We start from the raw sequence: 20,882 nt of genomic DNA on the forward strand, positions 1-20,882 counted from the left end.
GGCAAAATCAGTTTGTACGTACAAAACTTGTTTGTCAATCGGTTCGCGAGAAGCCGCGCCGACTTTCTCGACGCGACCTCCGGCGACGCTCAGCGGATGGTCAGGGCAACCAGTCGGGACGCAGCGGGTAGCCGCTCACCCCGTCCGGGCCGTTGTGCGTGGCCAACACCTGGTGCAGCTGGATGCCGTTGCGCTCGAACGCCATCCGCGACCCGGCCATGTACAACCCCCACACCCGAGCGGTGCCCGCACCCACCTCGGACACGCAGAAGTCCCAGTGCTCGACCAGGTTGCGGCACCAGGCGGCCAACGTCAGCGCGTAGTGCCGGCGCAGGTTCTCCTCGTGGTGCACCTCGAACCCGGCGTCGTGGATCTCGCTGACCAGCCGGCCCGGACCGGCCAACTCACCGTCCGGGAAGACGTACCTGTCGATGAACGCGCCGGAGCGGTGCGGCGCCCGATTGTCCGCCCGGGTGATGCAGTGGTTGAGCAGCCGCCCACCCTGGCGCAGCCGACCGCGCAACGCCCCGAAGTAGCTCGGGTAGTTGCGCACCCCGATGTGCTCGGTCAACCCGATCGACGAGATGGCGTCGAACCGCTCCGGCGGCGCGTCCCGGTAGTCCAGGTGCCGCACCTCGGCCAGCCCGGTCAACCCCTCCCGCTCGATCGCCGCCTGCGCCCACTGCGCCTGCGCCTTCGACAGGGTCACCCCGAGCGCCTTGACGCCGTACTCCCGGGCGGCGTGCCGCACCATGCCACCCCAGCCGCACCCCACATCCAGCAGCCGCATCCCCTTTTTCAGCGCCAGCTTGCCGGCGACCAGGTCGTACTTCGCCGCCTGGGCCTGCTCCAGCGTGTCGTCGGGAGACCGGAAAACCGCGCAGGTGTACGTCATCGACGGGCCGAGCACCTTCTCGTAGAAGGCGTTGGAGACGTCGTAGTGGTGCGAGATCGCCGTGCTGTCCCGAACCCGGGAGTGCCGCAGCCCGTTCATCACCCGCTTCCACCGAGGCTGCGCCTCCTGCGGAGGTGCCGGTGGCGGCATCAGCCGCTCCCAGCCCAGCCCACGGACCAGCGTCAGCCCCTCGGCCAGCGAAGGCGGGCGCAACCGCAGCTCGTCCTTGAGCACCCGCAACGCCTCGTACGGGTCACCCGGGTGCACCCCCTGCAACGCCAGGTCGCCACTGACGTAGGCCCGGGCCATGCCCAGGTCGCCAGGGGCGGTGAGCAGGTACGACAGGCCACGCTCGGAACGGATCGCCAGGGTGATGCCGGCGTCGGACGGGCCGACGGCACTGCCGTCGTACCCGGTGATCCGAATCGGCAGTGGTCCCGTGGTGACCGCGCGGACGATGTCCGCGACGGTCGGACCCGTGCGCCGGCCCCCCGCCGGCGGGGTGGCGGGAACGCTCGCCGCCCCTTGATCTCTGTCGGTCAGGCTCATGCTCGTGCTACCGCCTTTTCGTACAGTCCCGTCAGCCGGTGGTCCGGGTCGTAGCGGTCTTTCACCGCCCGCCACGTGTCGCCGCCGTACAGGCGGTCGAAGGCGTCCCGGTCGTAGTACGCGTCGGAGTAGAGCGACTTGTGCCCGCCCGCCTCCGACACCCTGCGTTCGATCGTGCGGTTGACGTCGCCGTCGGCGGCGCCCGGCGCGATCGGCACGCTCCCCCAGAACCCGATGTTGACGTAGTCCTGCCCAGGCCGGAGCGGATACAGCGGCCAGGACCGCGCCGAACCGGGCCCCGCCGGCTCACGCAGGCGCAACGGACACAGCCACACCGGGTTCATCCCCACTGTGCTGGCGAACCAGCGCAGGAAGTCAGCCGTCTCGTCCAGCGGGATCTCCACGTCCTGCACGACCCGCTCCCGGGCCGGCTGGCCGCGCAGCCGGTCGATCCGGGCCGCCACCTGGTGTCGGTGTTCGAGTCGGACGAGCCGGTGGTAGAAGTCGCTGCGCCGGTAACGCGCCGGCCAGAGCCGACGTACGACCGGGTGCTGCGCACCGAACGCCGCCGAGCACCAGAACCAGTCGGTGTCCCAGCGCCACAGATAGTCGTACGCGGTGAGCACGTCGCGGGTGCTCCGGCGCAGCGACCGGTAGTAGATCTCCTGACCGGTGTAGTCGCTGGGCGGACCGGCGGCGTCGGTGAACGTGGCGAACACCAGGTACGCCTCGCCGGGGCTGAACATCACCCCGTCCATCGCGTCGACCGGCTCCCCGGCCCAGGAACGGGTCGCGGTCACCTTCGCGATCGCGTCGGTGAGCGCCTCCAGTCGGGTGAACCGGACGTTGCGCAACGCCATGTACCGCCCGACCGGTTGCAGCTCGATGCGCAGCCGGGTGGCGTAACCGAGGCTGCCCAGCGAGTTGGGGAACGCGGTGAACAGGTCGGCGTGCTCCCCGTCGGGTCGGGCGGTGACGATCTCGCCGGAGCCGGTGAGGATGTCCAACTCGCGGACCGACTCGTGCGGCAGGCCGTTGCGGAACGAGGTCGACTCGATCCCGAGGCCGGTCACCGCGCCGCCCAGCGTGATGGTGCGCAACTGCGGCACCACCAGCGGCATCAGCCCGTGCGGCAGCGTCGCGTCGACCAGGTCCTCGTACGTGCACATACCCTGCACGTCGGCGGTACGGCCGGTCGGGTCGACCGACAGCACCCCGTTCAGGGCACTCACGTCGAGGCCCGGGGTCCGGGGAGCGGACCGGGGGCGGAACAGGTTGGAGGTGCGTTTGGCCAGCCGGACAGGCTCGCCCGTGGGCACCGCGGCGTACGACCGTCGCAGCGTGTCCACCGCTTGATCATGGTCAATGGGGTGATCCACACGCTCAGCGCGCATGTGATCACCTTACGCTCGCGTTTCGGAAACCGTGGGATGTCGACGAGGGCAGTTTCCCGTCCGGCCCCGGGTGAGGCGGTTACCGTGGCGGGCATGCCATCGCCCGCGATCACCGCCCTGGACGCCGCCCGACTGCCGTATCGGCTGGTCAGCCACGGTGAGGTCGGCAGCCTCGCGGAAGCCGCCGCCGCTCAGGGCGTGGCCGTCTCCGACGTGGTCAAGACGATCGTGGTCCGTCGGGGTGCGGATGATCACCTGTTCGTGCTCACCCCCGGCGACCGGGTCATCTCCTGGCCCAAGCTGCGCGCGCTGCTGGGCGTGCAGCGACTCTCCATGCCCGACGCGGCGGGGGCACGGGCCGCCACCGGTTACGAACGCGGCACCATCACCCCGTTCGGCGCGAGCACGGCCTGGCCGGTGATCGCCGACGAGCGGCTGCGCGGCCGGGAGATCAGTCTGGGGGCCGGCGTTCGTGGTCTCGCCGTCGCGGTCGACGCCGACGCCGCCATCGCCGCGCTCGACGCCACCGTGGCCGACGTGACCGACCCGCAGCCCGCCCGCTGAGCGCTGCCGTCGCCGCCGGACTGGCTCCGGCGCGCCGCCGTGGGCGAGGATGGCGCCTATGTCCGCGCCCCAGGAACGCCCCGAACCCGCCGGCACCGTCTACGGCGGGCGACCGGCACCCCGCCCCGGGCCGCTGTCCGATCCGCTGCTGCGGGTCGCGGTGGCGGTCGGGGTCGTCGGCGCGCTCCTGGGGGTGCTCTTCGCGACCGGGCTGTTCGACGGGGACGACGAGCAGCAGGTTCCGGCGGCGGTCGGCACGCCGTCCATCCCGGCGGAGCCGACCGAACCGGCAGCCGAGCCGAGCCCGACCGAGCCGACCGAGCCGTCACCGACCACCCCGGCCGGGCCGCCCACCGGGCCGAGGGTGCTCCGGGTCGCCTCCGGGCTCTGCCTCGGGCTGGACGGCGACGGCAAGGAGGCCGAGGCGCAGGTGGCCGGGTGCAGTGGCGGCCCGGAACAGCAGTGGGTGGTCAACCCGATCGGCGCGGACGTGGTGACGCTCACCAACGCCGCCCACGGGCAGTGCCTCGACGTCGAGGGCGGCAGCCGGGACGACGGCGCGAAGATCCTGCAGTACCCCTGCCACGGCGAGGCCAACCAGCAGTGGCGGCTCGCCGCGACCGGCACCGGCCCGGTGCTGCTGGTCGCGGTGCACAGCGGCCGGTGCGCGCAGGCCGACGACGACGGCGTCGAGGCGGGCGACGAGGTGCGGCAGCGGTCCTGCGACGGCCGACCGGCCCAGCAGTGGACCCTGGGCTGACGGCCCGGCCTCAGCCCCGGAAGCTCCACGCCCTGGGCGCGGTCGCGGCCGCGAGCACGGCCTCCGAGACCGGACGGCCGGGTCGCCGACGCAGCAGCAACGACAGTCCGGCCGCGCCGATCGACAGCGCGCCCGCCACGTACCAGGCCATCGCGTAGTCGCCGAGCCGATCCCGGACCAGTCCCGCGCCGGTCGCGGCGAGCGCCGCGCCGAACTGGTGCGCGGCGAACACCCACCCGAACACCACCGCTCCGGCCCCGCCGAAGTACTCCCGGCACAACGCCACGGTCGGCGGCACGGTGGCCACCCAGTCCAACCCGTAGAAGACGATGAAGACCAGCATGCTCGGCTGGGCGGTGCCGGTGAACAGGCTCGGCAACACCAGCAGGGACAGCCCGCGCAGCGCGTAGTACATGCCGAGCAGCAACCGGCTGTCCACCCGGTCGGTCAGCCAGCCGGAGGCGATGGTGCCGACGATGTCGAAGAGCCCCACCAGGGCGAGCAGCCCGGCGGCGGTGGTCTGCGGCATGCCGTGGTCGTGCGCGGCCGGCACGAAGTGCGTACCGACGAGGCCGTTCGTCGTCGCGCCGCAGATCGCGAACCCGCCGGCCAGCAGCCAGAACGGACGGGTCCGGGCCGCGGTCGCCAACGCGCCGAGGGCCCGGGTGGCCGCGCCGCCGGTCGCCGGTGGCGCCGCGACGACCTCGGTCGCGCCGTAGGCGGGCAGCCCGAGATCCGCCGGGTGCTCGCGCAGGAACCACACCACCAGGGGTACGACCGCCAGGGCGGCTCCGGCCACCACGAGTGCCGCCGTCCGCCACCCGTGGTCGCGTACCAGGATGGCGATCAGTGGCAGGAACACCAGCTGCCCGGCGGCCCCGCCGGCGGTCAGCACCCCGGTGACCAGGCCCCTTCGGTGGACGAACCAGCGCCCGGTGACGGTGGCCACGAACGCCAGCGCCATCGAGCCGGTGCCCAGCCCGACCAGCACTCCCCAGCAGAGCAGGAGCTGCCAGCTCGCGTTCATGAAGACGGTCAGCCCGCTGCCGGCGGCGACCAGCAGCAGCGCCGCGGAGACCACCCGGCGGATGCCGAAGCGGTCCATCAGGGCGGCGGCGAACGGCGCGGTCAACCCGTAGAGCAGCAGGTTGACCGAGACGGCCGCGGAGATCGTGGCCAGTGGCCACCCGAACTCCTCGTGCAGGGGGTGCAGCAGCACCGAGGGTGTGGCGCGGAAACCGGCCGCGCCGACCAGCGCCACGAAGGCGGCGGCGGCGACCAGCCAGGCGGGGTGCAGACGGCGGTACGTGGTCACCGGACCAGTCTGTGCGCGCCCCACCGCGGCGACGAGTGGCCGGAAAGCCATCATGCGCAATAATCGGGCCATGACCGTTCGCCCGCACCGGATCGCCGTACTCGCCCTGGACCAGGTCGTCGGCCTGGACCTCGGGACCCCGTCCCAGGTCTTCAGCACCGCCCGGGCCGCCGACCAGACGCACTTCTACGACGTGCGGGTGTGCACCCCGGGCGGGCGGCCGGTCCGCAGCACCGCCGGCTTCCAGGTGGTCCCCGACCACGGCCTGGAGCTGCTCGACACCGCCGACACGGTGATCGTGCCGGGCATCCAGGCCGGTAACGCGTTGACAGCGGGCATCATCGAGCCGGAGGTGACCGAGGCGCTGCGCGCGGCGCACGAGCGGCGTGTCCGGATCGTGTCGATCTGCACGGGAGCGTTCGTGCTCGCCGCCGCCGGGCTGCTCGACGGTCGTCGGGCGACGACCCACTGGGCGTACGCCGAGCGGTTCCGCCGCCTGCACCCCCGGGTGGACCTCGACCCCGGTGTGCTGTTCATCGCCGACGGTCCGGTGCTCACCTCGGCCGGGGTCGCCGCCGGGATCGACCTCTGCCTGCACGTCATCCGCCTCGACCACGGCAGCGAGGTGGCCAACCGGGCGGCCCGTCGCTGCGTGATGCCACCGTGGCGGGACGGCGGCCAGGCGCAGTACATCGAGCGGCCGGTGCCGAAGGCCACCGACACCAGCACCGCCGGCGTCCGGGAATGGGCGCGGCAGCGACTGCACGAGCCGATCGCCCTGCGAGACCTGGCCGGGCAGGCGCGGATGAGCGTGCGCACCTTCACCCGGCGCTTCCGGTCGGAGACCGGCCTGAGCCCCGCGCAGTGGCTGCTGCAACAACGCACCGACCACGCGAGACTGCTGCTGGAGACGACCGACCTCACCGTCGACCAGATCGCCCACCGCTGCGGCTTCGGCACCACCGCCGCCCTGCGCCAGCAACTGCACCACCGCATCGGCGTCGCGCCGTCGACCTACCGGCGCACCTTCCACCCACGCCCCGAGCTGATCGACACCTGAGCCGAGCCCTGCCGCCAAACCACCGGCGCAGCCGCTCACCACCACCAGCAGCCGCCCACCGCCGCTGCGTCCGACCGCACCACCCCACCGCACGACCGGCCACGCCGCCCCCGCCGATGCTGCTGGCATCGGCGCGGCAGCGGGCATCGCAGCGATGAGCGATACCCCGGGGCCGCCCGCTCCGCCGGACGACGAGCCCGACCGGTCGACCCAGAGGCTGAAGCCGCCACACGCAGGAGCCGCCCACATGCCGGAGCCGCCCAAGGGCCGGGCCACCCACCGGCCGGGGCCGAACATGGCCGAGCGCTCAGGCGCGGAGCATCTGGAGTTGGGCCTGATGTTTGGGCAGGTGGACCCGGGTGTGCAGGTCCAGGGTGCGGGACCACGGCAGCGACTCGTCCACGATCAGGTCGAAGCCCTCACGCAGGTGCGTCTCGACCGGCGTCTCCGCCGCCAGGCCAAGCTGGTCGACCAGCCCGCACAACCGTTCGCTGGTGCCGTGCAGCAGCGCGGTGAGGCCCCGCAGACCGCCCTGCTCGGCGGCCAACGCGTCGAGCTGCGGGCGGTGCACGTCCTCCTCCATCTCGTAGTACGCGAACGGCGACCCGGCCAGCAGCGCCTCGGTGGCCTGGATCATCAGCTCGTCGTTGGCGACCAGGTGGGCGACGATCTGCTCGGCACTGAGCTGCCCCTCCGGCGCCGGACCGAAACCGCCGGCGTCCACCTCGGCGAGCAGCGCCCCGTAGGCCCGCCGCAACCCTCCGCTCTCCGCCATGCCCCCAGTCAACCCGCAACGCGGGACGTTAGCGGCGGGATTGGCGGGAGCGGAGGTAGTCGGAAACCACGTACTCGCCGAGGTCGTCGGTGTCCGGCGTGAACATGCGGCCCCGGCTGCGGCGGGCCACCGCGTCGACGAAGCGCCGCAGACCCGGGTCGTCGCCGAGCATGAACAGGTTGAGCGTGGCGCCGGACCGACTCAGCCGGTCCACCTCACGGACCGTCGCCTCGATCGTCTCCGGGAGCGTCGGCCAGTGGAACAGCGCCTCCCCGTCGTCCGGGTCCAGGTGCGCGGTGGGCTCCCCGTCGGTGACCACCAGCACCACCGGCTCGGCGTCCGGGTGCCGGCGCAGGTGTCGACCCGCCAACCGCAGCGCGTGCTGGAGGTTGGTGCCCTGCTCCAGGTCCGGCTCGACGGCGGCCAGCTCCTGCTGGGTGAGCGTCATGGCCTCCCGGCCGAAACCCACGATCTGCAGGGCGTCCTGCGGGAAACGCGTCTCCATCAGGTGCGCCAGCGCCAACGCCGTCTGCTTCATCGGCCCCCAACGACCCTGCGAGATCATCGAGTACGACAGGTCGACGCAGAGCACCACCGCCGCCGAGGCCCGCTTCTCGGTCTCCACCACCTCGAAGTCGTCCACAGCGAGCTGCACGGGGACAGTGGGCCCGGCCCGACGGACCGCCCGGGTCAACGTCCGGACCACGTCCAACGGCTGCTCGTCGCCATACTCCCAAGGTCTCGATCCGCCGCTGACCTCGCCGGCGGCTCCTGCGGAGCGCAGGTCGTGCTGGCCGCGTGGCCCGGCGGTCAGGTCCGCGAAGACCCGGCGCAGCGCCGTCCCGCCGAGCCGGCGCAACGCCTTCGGGCTCAGGGTGAGGCCGTCCGCGTCCCGGCTCACCCAACCCTGCCGGCGTAGCTCCCGCTCCAGGTCGCGCAGCCGGCGGACGTCGTCGGCCGCGTCCCGTCCCAGGGTGCGGGCCACCGCTTCGACGTCCACGTCGTCCAGGGTCGCTCCCGGGTGTTCCTGGTCGAGCTGGTCCAGCAGGTCGTCCAGCTCACCGATCTCGCCCAGGGCTCCGGCCGCGTCGGCGTAGTCCAGCTGCTGCTCGCCGCGGACCCGCTCACCGCGCCCCCACCGTAGATCCGGGCGCAGCGCCCGCAGGTTCGCGTCGAGTGCGGACAACTCCCCCGCGAGGCGGTCACCGAGCGACTGCTGCATCAGACCGGCCAGCTCGGCGCGCTGCCGGTCGGACAGCGAGTTCATCAACCGCTCACCGGCCGCCGAGCGGCGGGCCAGCACGTCGATCAACTCGTCGACCGTCTCCGGCTTCTCCGGGAAGAAGTCGCCGTGTCGCCGCATGAACTCGGCGAACGCGTCGGTGGTGTCCTCCGCGCGAGCATGCCGGGCCAGCAGGTCGTTCAGGTCGCCCATCATCTCGGCGAGCCGTTGCTGGGCGGCCGGGTCGGCGGACGCCCGCACGGCGTCGCGCAGCCCGGCGAAACGCTGACCGAGCACGTCGTCGCGGAGTTGATCGAGAATCTGCTGGTACGAGCGGCGGGCGTCGTCGCTGGCCCACTGGTAGCCGGACAGCTCCTCCACGGCGCGCGCCGTCGAGCGGGGCAGGTTGTCCAGCACCGACTCGGCGAACCGCGCGCCGTCGTCGTCGCGGCCCCGCAGCTCGTCCCGCTCGGCGGCGAGGGCCTGGTCGAGCAGGGCCTGCGCCCTGGTCACCGCGCCGTCCAGGTCACCGCGACGAAGCGCCTCCCGGCGCAGCCGCCGGGCCCGGGCGGCCAGGTCGTCCAACCCACCTCGCCCCTTGGGGCCACGGCGCAGCAGATCGCGCAACGCCTCCCGGAGGCTGCCGCCGGCCAGCACCTCGGCGCCGACCGCGTCCACCGCCTCCCGCACGTCGTACGGGGGTGCCAGCGGGTCGGGCCCGCCGGTCCACTGCCCGTACCGGAACCGGTTGCCGGCCACGGTCAGCCCCGGCCGCCGTAGACGGTGCGCCCGGAGTCGGTGACGTCCTTGCCGAGCCGGCGGGTCAGGTGCAGCCCTTCCAGCACGAACTCGACGGCAGCCGCCGCCTCCTCCGGGGTGGGCGCGTCACCCAGGCCGAGCCGGTCCAGGACCTTCGCCAGACCGGGCACGGTGCCGACCTGCCGCAGCAACTCGGCGGCGCTGACCAACTCGCCGGTCTCGATCGCCGCGCCGTCATCGACGAGCGCCGTGAAACCGGACAGGTCCAAGCCGGACAGGTGCGCCCGGAACGTCTCGGCGGTCGCGGTACGCAGCAGGTGCGCGAGGATCTCGATCTCCCGCCCCTCCTCCCCGCTCTCGAACTCCACCTTGCCGCGCAGGGTGCTGGTCACCGACACCGCGTCGCCGACCCGGGCCACCGCCGCCTCGGGGCGATCCTCCTGGTCACCGGCGGCGGCGAGCAGGCCGGAGCGGCGCAACGCGGCACCGGCGACGGTCTCGGCGGCGGCGATGGCGAACCGGGCGGAGACGCCGGAGCGCGGGTCCACCGACGGCGACTCCCGTACCGCGCGGGCGAAGCGCGCCAGGACCTCCAGCACGTGCTCCGGCACGTCGGCGACCAGGTCGGCCTCCTGACGGATCAGTGCCAGCTCGAGGGCCAGGTCGACCGGGTAGTGGGTACGGATCTCCGCGCCGAACCGGTCCTTGAGCGGAGTGATGATCCGGCCCCGGTTGGTGTAGTCCTCCGGGTTCGCGCTGGCGACCAGGAGCAGGTCCAGCGGAAGCCGCAACTGGTAGCCGCGGACCTGGATGTCCCGCTCCTCCAGCACGTTGAGCAGGGCGACCTGAATCCGTTCGGCCAGGTCGGGCAGCTCGTTGACGGCGAAGATGCCCCGGTTGGTGCGAGGCACCAACCCGAAGTGGATCGTCTCCGGGTCGCCGAGGGTGCGACCCTGCGCGATCCGGATCGGGTCGACGTCGCCGATCAGGTCGCCGACGCTGGTGTCCGGGGTGGCGAGCTTCTCGCCGTAGCGCATCGAGCGGTGCAGCCAACCGACCGGCAGCTCGTCGCCGGCCTCGGCGACCCGGGCACGGGACGCCGGCGTGAGCGGGTGCATCGGGTGCTCGTTGAGCACCGAGCCGGGGATGACCGGGGTCCACTCGTCGAGGAGCGCGCCGAGCGAGCGGATCAGTCGGGTCTTGCCCTGGCCGCGCTCGCCGAGCAGCACCATGTCGTGCCCGGCGAGCAGGGCCCGCTCGACCTCGGGCAGCACGCTGTCGTCGTAGCCGACGATGCCGGGGAAACGAACCTCGCCGGAGCGCATCCGGGCGAGCAGATTGTCACGGAGTTCCTGCTTGACGGTGCGGTACTGGTGACCGGCCGCCCGCAGCGCGCCGAGCGTGCCGGGCAGGTCGGCCGGTGGAACCGGGTTTACCGGGTTAGGCGCAGTCACCCGCCCCACGCTAGCTCACGCCGGAGTCGACCCACGCCAATACGGAAAGTGATATCCGAGACGCCCTCTGGATGCGCCGATCGGCGGGCTGTGGCACGTGGTCTCCGCCCCTATACTCACGGTTAGCTCCGCCGCTACGGCCGCCGCACAATGGTCGTGACCGACGGGGTCACGGCCCGGCCATCCGATGGTCAACCTCTCCCGGCGCGGAGGTGCGGTGCTGTACTTCTTCCTCAGTTACGCGAGGGGCGACGAGGACGCACTGGTCCAACGTCTTTACGAGGACCTCAGCGCAGAGGTACGGCTGATCGCGGGTCTACCCCGCGACGAGCGGGTCGGTTTCGTGGATCGGACCATCCTCCTGGGCGAGCGATGGCCGCAGCGGCTGGTCGAGGCGCTGAGCACGTGCCGGTCCTTCCTCGCCCTGATGACCCCGAGGTATTTCCAGAGCGAGGCCTGCGGCCAGGAATGGCAGATCTTCGCCGACCGCACTGCCCGCTTCGACCAGCAGAACGGCGTGGACAGCTCGCTCCTCAAACCGCTGATGTGGATTCCGGCCCGACCCGGCCGCATCCATCCGGTCGCGTCCCCGTTGCAATACTCCTCCCACAGCCTCGGCGACCTCTATCAGCGGCTGGGAGTCCGGCAGTTGATGCGGCTCCAGCGGCACAGCGACGACTACCGCACGTTCCTCTTCGAGCTGGCCAACCAGATCGTGTCCAGCGTGGAGGAGCATCCGCTGCCGGACGTCCAACGCTCCATCGATCTCCGGTCCGTCGTCAGCGCCTTCCACCGCCCCGCGGGTGCCGGGCAACTCACCGCGGACGTCGACCAGTTCGCACCGATGCTGGTCCACTTCATCGTGGCGGCTTCACACCGGGACGAGATGAGCACGGTACGCCAACACGTGAACACCTACGGCGACCGCGCATTGGCATGGGCGCCGTACGGACCGCCGTTCCCCGACCCGGTCGTCGACTACGCGCGTGAGATCGCCGCCGACCACAGCTATCGGTCGACGGTCGTGGACCTGACCGAGCTGGCCCGCCGCGCCGAGCAGGCGGCCCGTTACAACCAGATCATGGTGCTGATCGTCGATGCCTGGCTGACCCGCCTGCCCGAGCAGCGGCAGTCGCTGACCGCCCATGCCGCGGCCGCCCTGCGCGACGGTGGCACCACGGCGGTGCTGATCCCGAGCAGTCGTGACGACACCGAGACCCGAGAGCACTGGCAGTCGCTGTCCCGCGCCTGTCGGGAGATCTTCGACGAGTTGGCCTCGGACGACGAGCTGTACCGATCCAACATCCTCACCCACCGCGCCTTCCAGGAGGAGCTGCCGGAGGTGCTGGAGGTCGCCCGTAACCGGGTGTTCAGCCGAGGAGCGGTGCACCGGCCTCCGGGCCCCGCCACCGACTCCCGACCGCCACGCATCGACGGGCCCTGGGGGGCGGAAGGCGACGACACCGCAGCGGAGGACGGCCGTGACGACGAGCGCTGATCCGGGCATCACCGGCGACGGTGTCGAGGGTCGAATCATCACGTTCTACTCGTACAAGGGCGGCACCGGCCGCACCATGGCGCTCGCCAACGTGGCCTGGATCCTGGCGTCCAACGGTTACCGGGTGCTCGCTGTCGACTGGGACCTGGAATCCCCCGGTCTGCACAAGTATTTTCACCCGTTCCTCCTGGACAAGGACCTGCGGACCTCGACCGGGGTCATCGACATGGTCCGTGACTACGCCGAGGCTGTCGTTCGACCGTTGGAGGAGACGGAGGACGAGGACTGGCTGGGCAGCGCGGCCGACGTACTGCACCACGCCGTCTCGCTGCACTGGGACTTCCTGGCTCCCGCCACGGCCGTCCGGCCCTCCGCTGGTCCGACTACCCGGGGCAGTCTGGACCTCCTGCCGGCCGGCAGACAGGACACGGCGTACACCAAGGCCGTCAGCACGTTCGACTGGCAGGCGTTCTTCGAGAAGTTGGGCGGCAACAGCTTCCTCGACGCGCTGGCCGCCAGCATGCGGGAGCACTACGACTACGTGCTGATCGACAGCCGCACCGGGGTCAGCGACGGCGCCGGCATCTGCACCGTGCGACTGCCCGATGCCGTGGTGACGTCGTTCACGCTCAACGACCAGAGCATCGACGGAGCCGCCGGCGTCACCCGCTCCATCATCCGGCAACGCGGCGACCGACCGATCCGGATCCTGCCGGTGCCGATGCGGGTCGACAACGCCGAGCAGCTCAAGTTGGAAGCGGGACGTGACCACGCGCGCCGCCGCTTCGCGCCGCTGCTGCCGCGCACCTCACCCGAGGAGAGCGACAGATACTGGGGCGAGATCGAGATTCCCTACCAGCCCTACTACGCGTACGAGGAGATCCTGGCGGGGTTCGGCGACCGGGCCCACCACGAGGGCACCCTGCTCGCCGCCTACGAGCGACTCGCCAAGGCGATCACCGAGAACGCCGTCGACAGCCTGCCGGCGATAGAGGATCGGCTGCGCCGCCAGTGGTTGGCCAAGTTCGAGCGGCAACGCATGTCCGGTGCGACACCCGACGTGTTCATCAGCTATGTCTCCCTCGACCGGTCCTGGGCCGAATGGGTCCGCGACGAGCTCCGTTCGGCAGGCCTGCACACGGTGATGCGGGAGGTCGACTTCCCGGCCAGCCCTGGTGGCGGGGCGGCGGCGGCCGTCGGTTTCAAGGACGCCGCCCGGCTGGTGGTGCTGCTGTCCCAGGAATACATGCAGTCGCCGAACGCCGGCGAGTTGTGGTCCCAGGCCACCACCTTCGAGGCGGGCAGCGGCGGCAACTTCCTGGTGCCCGTCCGGCTGGACAACTCCCGCGCGCCGGCGGTGTTCCTGGAGCGGGTCCCGGTGGACCTGGTGGGCGCCACCGAGGAGGAGGCCGCCAGCCGGTTGCTCGAAGCGCTGGACCACCCCGCCCGCCCGGCGACCGACCCGGAGGGCGCCGGGCAACGCCGACGCTTCCCGGGCAACGAACCGCCGGTCTGGCGGGTGCCGTTGCCGCGTAACGTCCAGTTCGTCGGCCGTAGCCCGCTCCTGGAGGAGATGCGCGACTGGCTGTCGTCGGCCGAGGCCAGGCACACCCCGCTCGCGCTGCATGGTCTGGGCGGCGTCGGCAAGAGCCAGATCGCCCTGGAGTACGCCTACCGCTTCCGCGCCGAGTACGACGTCGTCTGGTGGATCTCCGCACAGCAGCCGAGCGTGATGCGGCTCGCCCTGGCCTCGCTCGCCGACCGGCTGGCCGCCAAGGCGGACACGCCACTCGGAGGCAACGTCGCCGAGCGGGTCCAGTGGGTGCTGGACGCCCTGCGTCGGGGCGACCCGTACCGGCGGTGGCTGTTGGTGCTGGACAACGCCGACGACCCCGCCGAGTTGCACGACCTGATGCCGCAGGGCCCCGGGCACGTGCTCGTCACCACGCGCAACCACGTCTGGGCGCGGCATGCCCGCAACCTCGAGGTGGGCGCCTTCGACCGGGCTGAAAGCACCACGTTGCTGCGTCGGCGGATTCCCCGCCTGCCCCTGGCCGACGCGGAGATGGTCGCCGCGCGCCTGGGCGACCTGCCGCTCGCCGTGGAACAGGCCGGGGCGTGGCTGGCGACCACGGGCGAGTCGGCCACCCAGTACCTGCGGCGGCTACGCCGCTACCTGCCCGGCATGCTCTCCGACGAGTTGCCCACCGACTACCGGCAGACCGGCGCGGAGCCGTGGCTCGTCTCGCTGGAGAGCCTGCGGGAGCGCAACCCTGCGGCGGCGAAGCTGCTGGAGGTCTGCGCGTTCTTCGCCGCCGAGCCGATCCCGATGTCGCTGCTCTACGACGACAGCTTCATCGACGTGCTGCTCCCCTACGATCCCTCGGTTCGCGATCCCCTGCTCATGGGGCGCGCGTTGCGGGATGTCGGCCGATACTCGTTGGCCCGCATCGACAACGTGCGCGGACGCACCTCGGACCGCGGTGACGACGGCAACCAGGCCAGCCTTCGTATGCACCCACTGGTGCAGGAGCTGATCCGGGAGTCGCTGTCCGACGAGGTCAAGGCGGAGAACCGGCGTCACGTGCACGCGATCCTCGCCGCCGCCAACCCGAAGGACCCCGACCAGCCCCGCAACTGGCCGATCTACGCCGACCTCTGGCCCCACCTGCTGCCGTCGAAGACCCTCAACTCACCGCAGCCGGAGGTTCGGCAACTGTTGCTGGACGTGGCCCGGTACATGTGGACCCGGGTCGACTTCGCCACCTGCTCCGAGCTGGCCGAGAAGGCGATCGAGGCGTGGCGGGCGGAGCATGGCGCGGACGACCCGCCGACCCAGATGATGCGCTTCCACCTCGCCAACGCGCTGCGCCTCGAAGCGCAGTACCAGGCCGCGTACGACATCGATCAGGACGTGTACCAGCGGCTCTCCGACACGCTCGGCGAGAACCACGAGTACACGGTGATCGTGGCCGGCAGCCTCGCCGCGGACCTGCGCGCGCTGGGGTTCTTCGAACGGGCGCGCGAGTTGGACACCCGGACGGAGGAGTTGGCCCGCGAGGTGTTCGGCGAGGAGCACTCGCGGGCGCTCATCGCCGCGCACAATCTGGCCCTGTCGCTGCGTCTGGTCGGCGACCTGCGCGGGGCGTTGCGGCTCAACGAGCGCACGTTGACCCGCCGCCGCGACACCCTCGGGCCGATGCATCCGTTCACTCTCTTCTCCGAGGGGCAGTACGGCCGGGACCTCCGCGACACCGGCGACCTCAGCGAGTCCCGACGGGTCCTGGAGGCGGCCGTGCAGGCGGACCGGCAGGTGCTCGGGGAGGAGGACAGCGAGACCCTACGGGCGAGCAAGAGCTACGCGGTGACCCTGCGGAAGCTGGGTGAGTTCGAGCGGGCCCACGCGTTGAGCGCGGACGTGCTGGTCCGGTCCCGCCGCCGGCACGGTCCGGATCATCCGGACGTGCAGGCCGCCGCGATGAATCTGGCCTGTGACGAGTCCGCCCTGGAGGACGACGCGGGGGCGCTTCGCCGGGCGCGCCCGGTGTACCGCTGGTATCGGGATGCGATGGGCGAGGACCATCTGTTCACCCTGGCGTACGGCAACAACCTGGCCATCTTCCTGCGGAAGGCCGGGGATCTGGACGCGGCGTTCGCGTTGTCCGACGAGGTCGTCAACCGGTTCACCGAGCAGATCGGTGCCGACCACCCGTACACGCTGGCCGCGAACATCAACCTCGCCAACTGTTGGTACGGGCGTCGGGAGTTCGCGGCGGCCCTCGCCACCGACCAGGACTGCTACGAGCGCGCCCAGCGGATCCTCGGCCCGTCGCACCCGGACACTCTGGCGGTGGCGAACAACCTGGCCACGAGTTTGAGTGTCGCCGGGGACCACCGAGGCGCCCGCGCCCTGCGCGACTCGGTGATGCCGCTCTTCCGCCGTGTCCTGGGCGAGCACCACCCGAACACCATCGCTCTGGTCGAGGCGAACCGCCTCAACTGCGATCTGGAACCGCCACCGACGTGACCGAGGGTTGCCCGTCGGGTTCGATGCCCGGTGCCGCCACGCAGGTCACCGGCGCGAGCCAGCGGGCCAGCTCCAACGGGTCCTCGGGGTGCCCGTCCGTACGCAGCTGGCGGTAGACCGCGCGGCACAGCTCGGGGTCGGCCCCGCCGGTCTTCTGCGCCGCCGCCAACCGCTGTTCGGCGAGGGCCAGTCCGACCCAGGCGGACAGCAGTTCCGGGTCGACGCACACCTGCCGGCGATAGCTCTCGCGCGCGGCGAGGTCATCCCCGGCGGCGAGGGCGAGGTCCCCGTCGGACGCCGTGGGCAGTGCGTCGACGAGCGGTTCCGCGCCGGTACGCAGCCGCCTGAACCGCTCCGGATCGGTCAGCCGCAGCCGGACCAGGTCGAGTCGCGGGCTGAGGCTCAGCCAACGGCCGTCGGCCGGCTCCACCCGCAGCACGACGGTGACGGCGGGGCACGGCAGTCCGGCCGCACGGGCGGCGGCGAGCTGGTTGACGACGTGTGGGTCGGGTCGGCGGTTCCGCAGCCGCCAGACCGTCCAGTGGTCCTCGGCGGCCTCCCGGGCGAGTTCGGCCGCTCCCTGGTCCACCGGGTCCCGCCAGTCGTCGATGACCCGCCGCAGGCCGGCGACGAACTCGCGGCCGGCGGGGGTCAGGCGGCCGAACGACTCGATGTCCGCGCAGGTGCGGGACACCCGGTCGCGCCAACGGGCGAACTCCACCTCGGCCATCCGGGCCGGGCCGCCGCTGAGCAGCGCGCGACGACCCCGCCAGAACTCGGTCACCGCGATGAACGCGTACACGCCCTGGAGGGCGGCCCCGAGAGGGCGCGGGTCGTCGCGCCAGGGGGCGTAGTAGTACCGGCGGTCGTCGCGGTCGTAGAGGGGTTCGACGTCGAGCGTCGCACCGAGCTTGGCGTGCTGGAACTCGTGCAGCAGGCCGAGCGCGAACGCCTGCCCGTCGATCGGACGGGTCATCGAGACCGAACCGAACGCGTCCATGCTGGTGACGTTGACCCCGGCGCTGACCGAGTCGGCGACCAGCGGCACGAGCCAGCCCAGTCCCTCGGCGATCGCCTCGGCGTGCCGGCGGTGGTGGCGTACCAGGATCGGCCACGCGTCGTCGAGCAGCCGCTGCCACTCGGCGACCTCGGCGGGTGTGAGTCGCTCGGCGGCGCAGAGCCGGTGCCGGTCCCGGTAGGGGTCGAGGTCGTCGAGGGTGATCCGCAGCGTCAGCCCGTCGGCCGTGCTGCGCAGTCGGTGCAGGCCGGACCAACCGGCTGTCTCCGCGCCCGGCCCCGCGTCCGACGGTGCAGCCGGTGACACCTCGACCGGCCCGATCAAAAGCCGCGACCCCACCCGCGAGATGGTCACCCGCTGCGCTTCCCCGACCCGCGCCAGCCCGAGCGTGGGCAGGTAGACGGCGCCGTCGCGCGGCACGACGCTGAGCTCGAAATCCATTCCGGCCCGGAGGGCCGCCACCGCGGCGAGCGACCCGAGCGCAGTCAACTCGGCTTCGACGGGCGGTTCCGGCGCCGTCTGCACCACCAACCCGCCGGTCGTACGGCCGGCTGCCGCGTCGGGCGCCGGAGCGGACGGCGTCGGTGAGCGCAGTCGCCGGAGCGCGCCGGCCAACCAGGCGCCGGTGTGCGGCAGGGCCAACACCGCCGGCCCCGCCTCGGGTGACCGGCCCGCCGCCGTCGCCCAGAGCCCGAAGTGCCGGTGGGTCTCCTCCGAATCCACGGTGTCGAGCAGGACGCGCAACTGGAGCATGCGTTTGCTCACCTGGCCGTCGCGCAGCAGTCGGATGGTCCGCTGGTCACCGAGGCCGGCCGCGAGCGCCGCGAGGTCGTCTGGGGTGAGCCGGTGGTATCCCGTCACGAGCCCCCCCGGGGCATGGCTGCCAGGTCCGTTCGGAGGCGTCGCTCGACGTGGGCGATGAGGTGCAGAAGATCGGCACAGTAGACGGAGGGGTTGGTGAAGCTCCCCGCCCGGTACCGGTGCGGATAGTTGCCGCCACCGCAGACCCGGTGCACCGGGCACGTACGGCAGGTGGCGGCGAGCGCGTCCACCCCGATCTGGCGGGCGATGACAGCGGGGTGGTGCAGTACGTCGTCGAAGGTGTCGGTGAAGACGGTCAGGTCGGTGCCGACCGCTCCGGGGTAGGTGGAGCGCAGCGTGTCCACCTGCTCGTACGCCCCGTCGGTGTTGATCACCACGGCGGCCACGGGGCTCAGCCCGAGGGACTCTGTTCGGCTGCGCCCGCCGAACAGCAGGTTGATGAGTTCCTCGAAGAGTCGGACCCGGGTCAGTCGGGGCGAGGTGTCGTACCAGGCGTCGAAGGCCGCCGCCAACCAGGTGCCGTAGGGGCTCCGGTCCGCACCTCGCCGTGGCGGCGGCGCCTCCCAGTTGGCGTGCGGGAGCAGGAAGTCCACCATCGGCGGCCGGTACGACAGCAACGCCTCGTAGGTCTGTCGGGGTTCGGCAGCGAGGTCCACGACGCAGAGCACACCGGCGTACGCGTCGGGCCGCTCGGCGAGCAGGCGCAGGGCCCGGTCGACCTCGTCGTAGCTGCTGCGGCCCGACGCGTACCGCCGGTGCCTGTCGTTCGCCGTCCGGTCGCCGTCGAGGCTGACGCCGACCCGCACCTGGGCGTCGGCGAGCAGGGCGAGGGCGTGGCGGGTCAGGAGGGTGCCGTTGGTCTGCACGGTGATCTGAGCCTGCGACGGGGCGAGTGCCTCCCGGAGTCGGCTCGCCATCCGGACCAGGTTGGGAGCGCCGACCAGGAGCGGTTCGCCGCCGTGCAGGACGATCCGTACGGCGCTCTGTCGGTGGGCGTGGACGTGTTCGCGGATCCGCCGGCAGACGTGGTCGAAGACGTCCGGGGCCATCAGCAGCGGGTCGGCGAGGGCGCTGCGGTCCGCCAGTTCGTACATGTAGCAGTAGTCGCAGGCCAGATTGCACCGGCTGTGCACCTTGAGGATGAACTCCGAGAACGGGACGGGCCGTGGGCGGGTGGACACGCCGCCCTCGGCTACCGTGGCGGCCCCCATCGAGCCGCGCCCGCCACCCGGCATCCTCACATCGCCGAATTCCACCCGGCGACCGCCTCCTGCGGGCGATCGATCTCGTCGAGAATTCGGCGTAGCGAGTGGGCGAACACCGACTGGTCCAGTTCCTGAAGGTCGGCGAGGCTCACCTCGCTGAGGTCCACGAGGGTGCCCTGAGGTGCGCCATCGGTCGTATCCATCATGATCCGTCCACCCGCGAAAAGGACTCGCGCCCGAGTGAGCAATGAATTGTGCGGAAGCCGCCGGGCCGAGACCCGTCACAACGCCGACCCCGCCGACGAACCGGGTCATCCTAGCGGCCGCACGCTGTTTGCGCGGTGGGTCGGGCGGGTCATCCGGTTCAACGCCACAGTGCGGCCCGCAGACATTGTTCTCGGCCATCCGTCCATGGAAAATCCGGCGTCCGGACGGGAAGGACCATCGATCCGGTGACCGGCTACGGCGACACGTTCGATCAGCTCCGAGCGCAGCGCCGGCAAGTGCCACGGCGGCGCAGGTGGTACGCGTAGGTCGCCGCGCCGAGCGCCACGCCCCAGAGCGGCCAGAGCAGCATCGGCGCCCCGGTCAGGCTGAGCCCGCCGGTGAGTTCCCAGAACTTCGGGTTGCTGAGCAGCCCGAGCGAGGCCGCGGTCACGGAGATGGCGACCAGGGCGGCGGGCAGCACGGCCAGCCTCACCGGCACCCGCCGGCCGGCGAGACCGAGCATCCAGCGCGGGAACCGCTCGCCCCAGCGCTGCGCCAGCCCGAGGGTGAGGATCGCGCCGACGGTGGCGAACGCGGCCAGCCCGAACCCGGCCCAGACCAGCCCGGTGTCCTGCATCTCGGTCAGGAACTCGCGGGAGATGCCGAGCGGGATCCCGGCCGCCCAGGCGAACCGGGTCACCGCGTACGTGAAGGGGATGGCCGCGGCGATGCCCACGGCCCACCGACCCCAGCGGGTGGCGGCGGCCGGGGTGGTCCACCGTCGGCCGGTGTCGGCGCGACCGCAGCCGACGCAGGCCCCGGTGGTACGGCGCTGCCAGGTGAGCACCGCCCCGGCCAGCAGCAGACCGCCGGCCAGCGCCGCGAACCGGGCGAACAGCGCCCAGTTGAAGACGTCGGCGTAGTCGACCGGCGGCCAGCCGAACGGCGCCCCGACGATCAGTATCGGCAGGTAGCCGAGGACGATCAGTACTCGGACGTCCGGCACGACCAGGACGAGCGCGAACGCCACCGCCCAGCCGTACCCGGCGAGCAGAGCCCGCAGCGGGCCGGGCGGGCGCACCGCCGGGCGGCTCATCGCCAGGGCGGCCACCGCGGCGGTGAGCAGCACGGCGGCGAAGATCGGGGTGGCCACCTCGACCGGGACCAGGCGCAGCAGGCTGACGTCGCCGCCGTTGCTGTCGTTCGGGCCGAGCGGGTAGCCGCCGTCGGTGAGCATGCTGACCAGGGCCAGCACGCCCCACAGGCCGAGCCAACCGGCGGCCAGCGGGGCGAGCCGGTCCGGCCGGCGGGAGTCGGCACGGGGTGGATACGCAGTGATCGTCGTCATGCTCCCAGCG

General features: G+C 72.0%; 15 protein-coding genes. 5 read left to right on the forward strand and 10 right to left on the reverse strand.

What is annotated here, in order from left to right:
• Positions 1 to 100 precede the first annotated feature (100 nt).
• Both O7617_RS07155 and O7617_RS07160 read right to left on the reverse strand, forming a co-directional pair.
• Complete coding sequence (locus O7617_RS07155) at positions 101 to 1,444, reverse strand: class I SAM-dependent methyltransferase (protein ID WP_282262357.1); 1,344 nt, start codon at positions 1,442 to 1,444, stop codon at positions 101 to 103.
• Complete coding sequence (locus O7617_RS07160) at positions 1,441 to 2,838, reverse strand: FAD-binding oxidoreductase (RefSeq protein ID WP_282262358.1); 1,398 nt, start codon at positions 2,836 to 2,838, stop codon at positions 1,441 to 1,443. The genes O7617_RS07155 and O7617_RS07160 overlap by 4 nt, the downstream gene beginning before the upstream one ends.
• A 93-nt stretch (positions 2,839 to 2,931) precedes the next feature.
• Here O7617_RS07160 and O7617_RS07165 point away from each other — a divergent pair, with 93 nt between their 5' ends.
• Complete coding sequence (locus tag O7617_RS07165; protein ID WP_282262359.1) at positions 2,932 to 3,402, forward strand: YbaK/EbsC family protein; 471 nt, start codon at positions 2,932 to 2,934, stop codon at positions 3,400 to 3,402.
• Between the two features lie 58 nt (positions 3,403 to 3,460).
• Entirely contained in the window at positions 3,461 to 4,162 is a 702-nt protein-coding gene (locus O7617_RS07170; RefSeq protein WP_282262360.1) for an RICIN domain-containing protein, read from the forward strand.
• A gap of 10 nt (positions 4,163 to 4,172) precedes the next feature.
• On the opposite strand, the gene O7617_RS07175 is transcribed toward O7617_RS07170, so the two are convergent.
• Positions 4,173 to 5,528, reverse strand: a complete 1,356-nt coding sequence (locus O7617_RS07175; RefSeq protein WP_282264663.1) for an MFS transporter — start codon at positions 5,526 to 5,528, stop codon at positions 4,173 to 4,175.
• Position 5,529: 1 nt separating this feature from the next.
• Between O7617_RS07175 and O7617_RS07180 the strand changes: the two genes are divergently transcribed.
• Positions 5,530 to 6,537, forward strand: coding sequence for a helix-turn-helix domain-containing protein (locus O7617_RS07180; RefSeq protein WP_282262361.1), 1,008 nt, complete (start codon positions 5,530 to 5,532; stop codon positions 6,535 to 6,537).
• 307 nt (positions 6,538 to 6,844) lie between these two features.
• On the opposite strand, the gene O7617_RS07185 is transcribed toward O7617_RS07180, so the two are convergent.
• The 3 genes from O7617_RS07185 to O7617_RS07195 are packed head-to-tail and all read right to left on the reverse strand — an operon-like array spanning position 6,845 to position 10,756.
• Positions 6,845 to 7,312 carry a hypothetical protein gene (locus O7617_RS07185; RefSeq protein ID WP_282262363.1) on the reverse strand — a complete coding sequence of 156 codons (468 nt, stop codon included), beginning with the start codon at positions 7,310 to 7,312 and terminating at the stop codon, positions 6,845 to 6,847.
• Positions 7,313 to 7,340: 28 nt separating this feature from the next.
• A complete protein-coding gene (locus O7617_RS07190; protein WP_282262364.1) occupies positions 7,341 to 9,293 on the reverse strand; it encodes a VWA domain-containing protein in 1,953 nt (650 codons plus the stop codon).
• Positions 9,294 to 9,295: 2 nt separating this feature from the next.
• Complete coding sequence (locus O7617_RS07195) at positions 9,296 to 10,756, reverse strand: sigma 54-interacting transcriptional regulator (protein WP_282262366.1); 1,461 nt, start codon at positions 10,754 to 10,756, stop codon at positions 9,296 to 9,298.
• A 208-nt stretch (positions 10,757 to 10,964) separates the two neighbouring features.
• On the opposite strand from O7617_RS07195, the gene O7617_RS07200 reads away from it, so the two are divergent.
• Positions 10,965 to 12,245, forward strand: coding sequence for a TIR-like protein FxsC (locus O7617_RS07200; protein WP_282262368.1), 1,281 nt, complete (start codon positions 10,965 to 10,967; stop codon positions 12,243 to 12,245).
• Positions 12,229 to 16,272: an FxSxx-COOH system tetratricopeptide repeat protein gene (gene fxsT, locus O7617_RS07205; protein WP_282262370.1), complete on the forward strand. Its 4,044-nt coding sequence runs from the start codon at positions 12,229 to 12,231 to the stop codon at positions 16,270 to 16,272. The genes O7617_RS07200 and fxsT overlap by 17 nt, the downstream gene beginning before the upstream one ends.
• Here the strand turns inward: fxsT and O7617_RS07210 are convergent.
• The 4 genes from O7617_RS07210 to O7617_RS07225 all read right to left on the reverse strand — a co-directional run bounded on the left by O7617_RS07210 (position 16,241) and on the right by O7617_RS07225 (position 20,872).
• Positions 16,241 to 18,151: an HEXXH motif domain-containing protein gene (locus O7617_RS07210; RefSeq protein WP_282262372.1), complete on the reverse strand. Its 1,911-nt coding sequence runs from the start codon at positions 18,149 to 18,151 to the stop codon at positions 16,241 to 16,243. The genes fxsT and O7617_RS07210 overlap by 32 nt on opposite strands.
• Positions 18,148 to 19,368: an FxsB family cyclophane-forming radical SAM/SPASM peptide maturase gene (locus O7617_RS07215; RefSeq protein WP_282262374.1), complete on the reverse strand. Its 1,221-nt coding sequence runs from the start codon at positions 19,366 to 19,368 to the stop codon at positions 18,148 to 18,150. The genes O7617_RS07210 and O7617_RS07215 overlap by 4 nt, the downstream gene beginning before the upstream one ends.
• Positions 19,350 to 19,523, reverse strand: a complete 174-nt coding sequence (gene fxsA / locus O7617_RS07220) for an FxSxx-COOH cyclophane-containing RiPP peptide (RefSeq protein WP_088986195.1) — start codon at positions 19,521 to 19,523, stop codon at positions 19,350 to 19,352. The genes O7617_RS07215 and fxsA overlap by 19 nt, the downstream gene beginning before the upstream one ends.
• Positions 19,524 to 19,795: 272 nt before the next feature.
• Positions 19,796 to 20,872 carry a hypothetical protein gene (locus tag O7617_RS07225; RefSeq protein ID WP_282262377.1) on the reverse strand — a complete coding sequence of 359 codons (1,077 nt, stop codon included), beginning with the start codon at positions 20,870 to 20,872 and terminating at the stop codon, positions 19,796 to 19,798.
• Positions 20,873 to 20,882: the final 10 nt, after the last annotated feature.

Origin of the sequence: Micromonospora sp. WMMD1155, assembly GCF_029581275.1 — a bacterium.
Classification (GTDB): domain Bacteria; phylum Actinomycetota; class Actinomycetes; order Mycobacteriales; family Micromonosporaceae; genus Micromonospora.

Excerpts from the sequence above, each read along its gene's own strand:
- O7617_RS07185 (WP_282262363.1), bottom strand. The coding sequence starts at position 7,312 with ATGGCGGAGAGCGGAGGGTTGCGGCGGGCCTACGGGGCGCTGCTCGCC.
- O7617_RS07160 (WP_282262358.1), bottom strand. The coding sequence starts at position 2,838 with ATGCGCGCTGAGCGTGTGGATCACCCCATTGACCATGATCAAGCGGTG.
- O7617_RS07165 (WP_282262359.1), top strand. The coding sequence starts at position 2,932 with ATGCCATCGCCCGCGATCACCGCCCTGGACGCCGCCCGACTGCCGTAT.
- O7617_RS07225 (WP_282262377.1), bottom strand. The coding sequence starts at position 20,872 with ATGACGACGATCACTGCGTATCCACCCCGTGCCGACTCCCGCCGGCCG.
- O7617_RS07155 (WP_282262357.1), bottom strand. The coding sequence starts at position 1,444 with ATGAGCCTGACCGACAGAGATCAAGGGGCGGCGAGCGTTCCCGCCACC.
- O7617_RS07175 (WP_282264663.1), bottom strand. The coding sequence starts at position 5,528 with ATGGCTTTCCGGCCACTCGTCGCCGCGGTGGGGCGCGCACAGACTGGT.
- O7617_RS07170 (WP_282262360.1), top strand. The coding sequence starts at position 3,461 with ATGTCCGCGCCCCAGGAACGCCCCGAACCCGCCGGCACCGTCTACGGC.
- fxsA (WP_088986195.1), bottom strand. The coding sequence starts at position 19,523 with ATGATGGATACGACCGATGGCGCACCTCAGGGCACCCTCGTGGACCTC.
- O7617_RS07180 (WP_282262361.1), top strand. The coding sequence starts at position 5,530 with ATGCGCAATAATCGGGCCATGACCGTTCGCCCGCACCGGATCGCCGTA.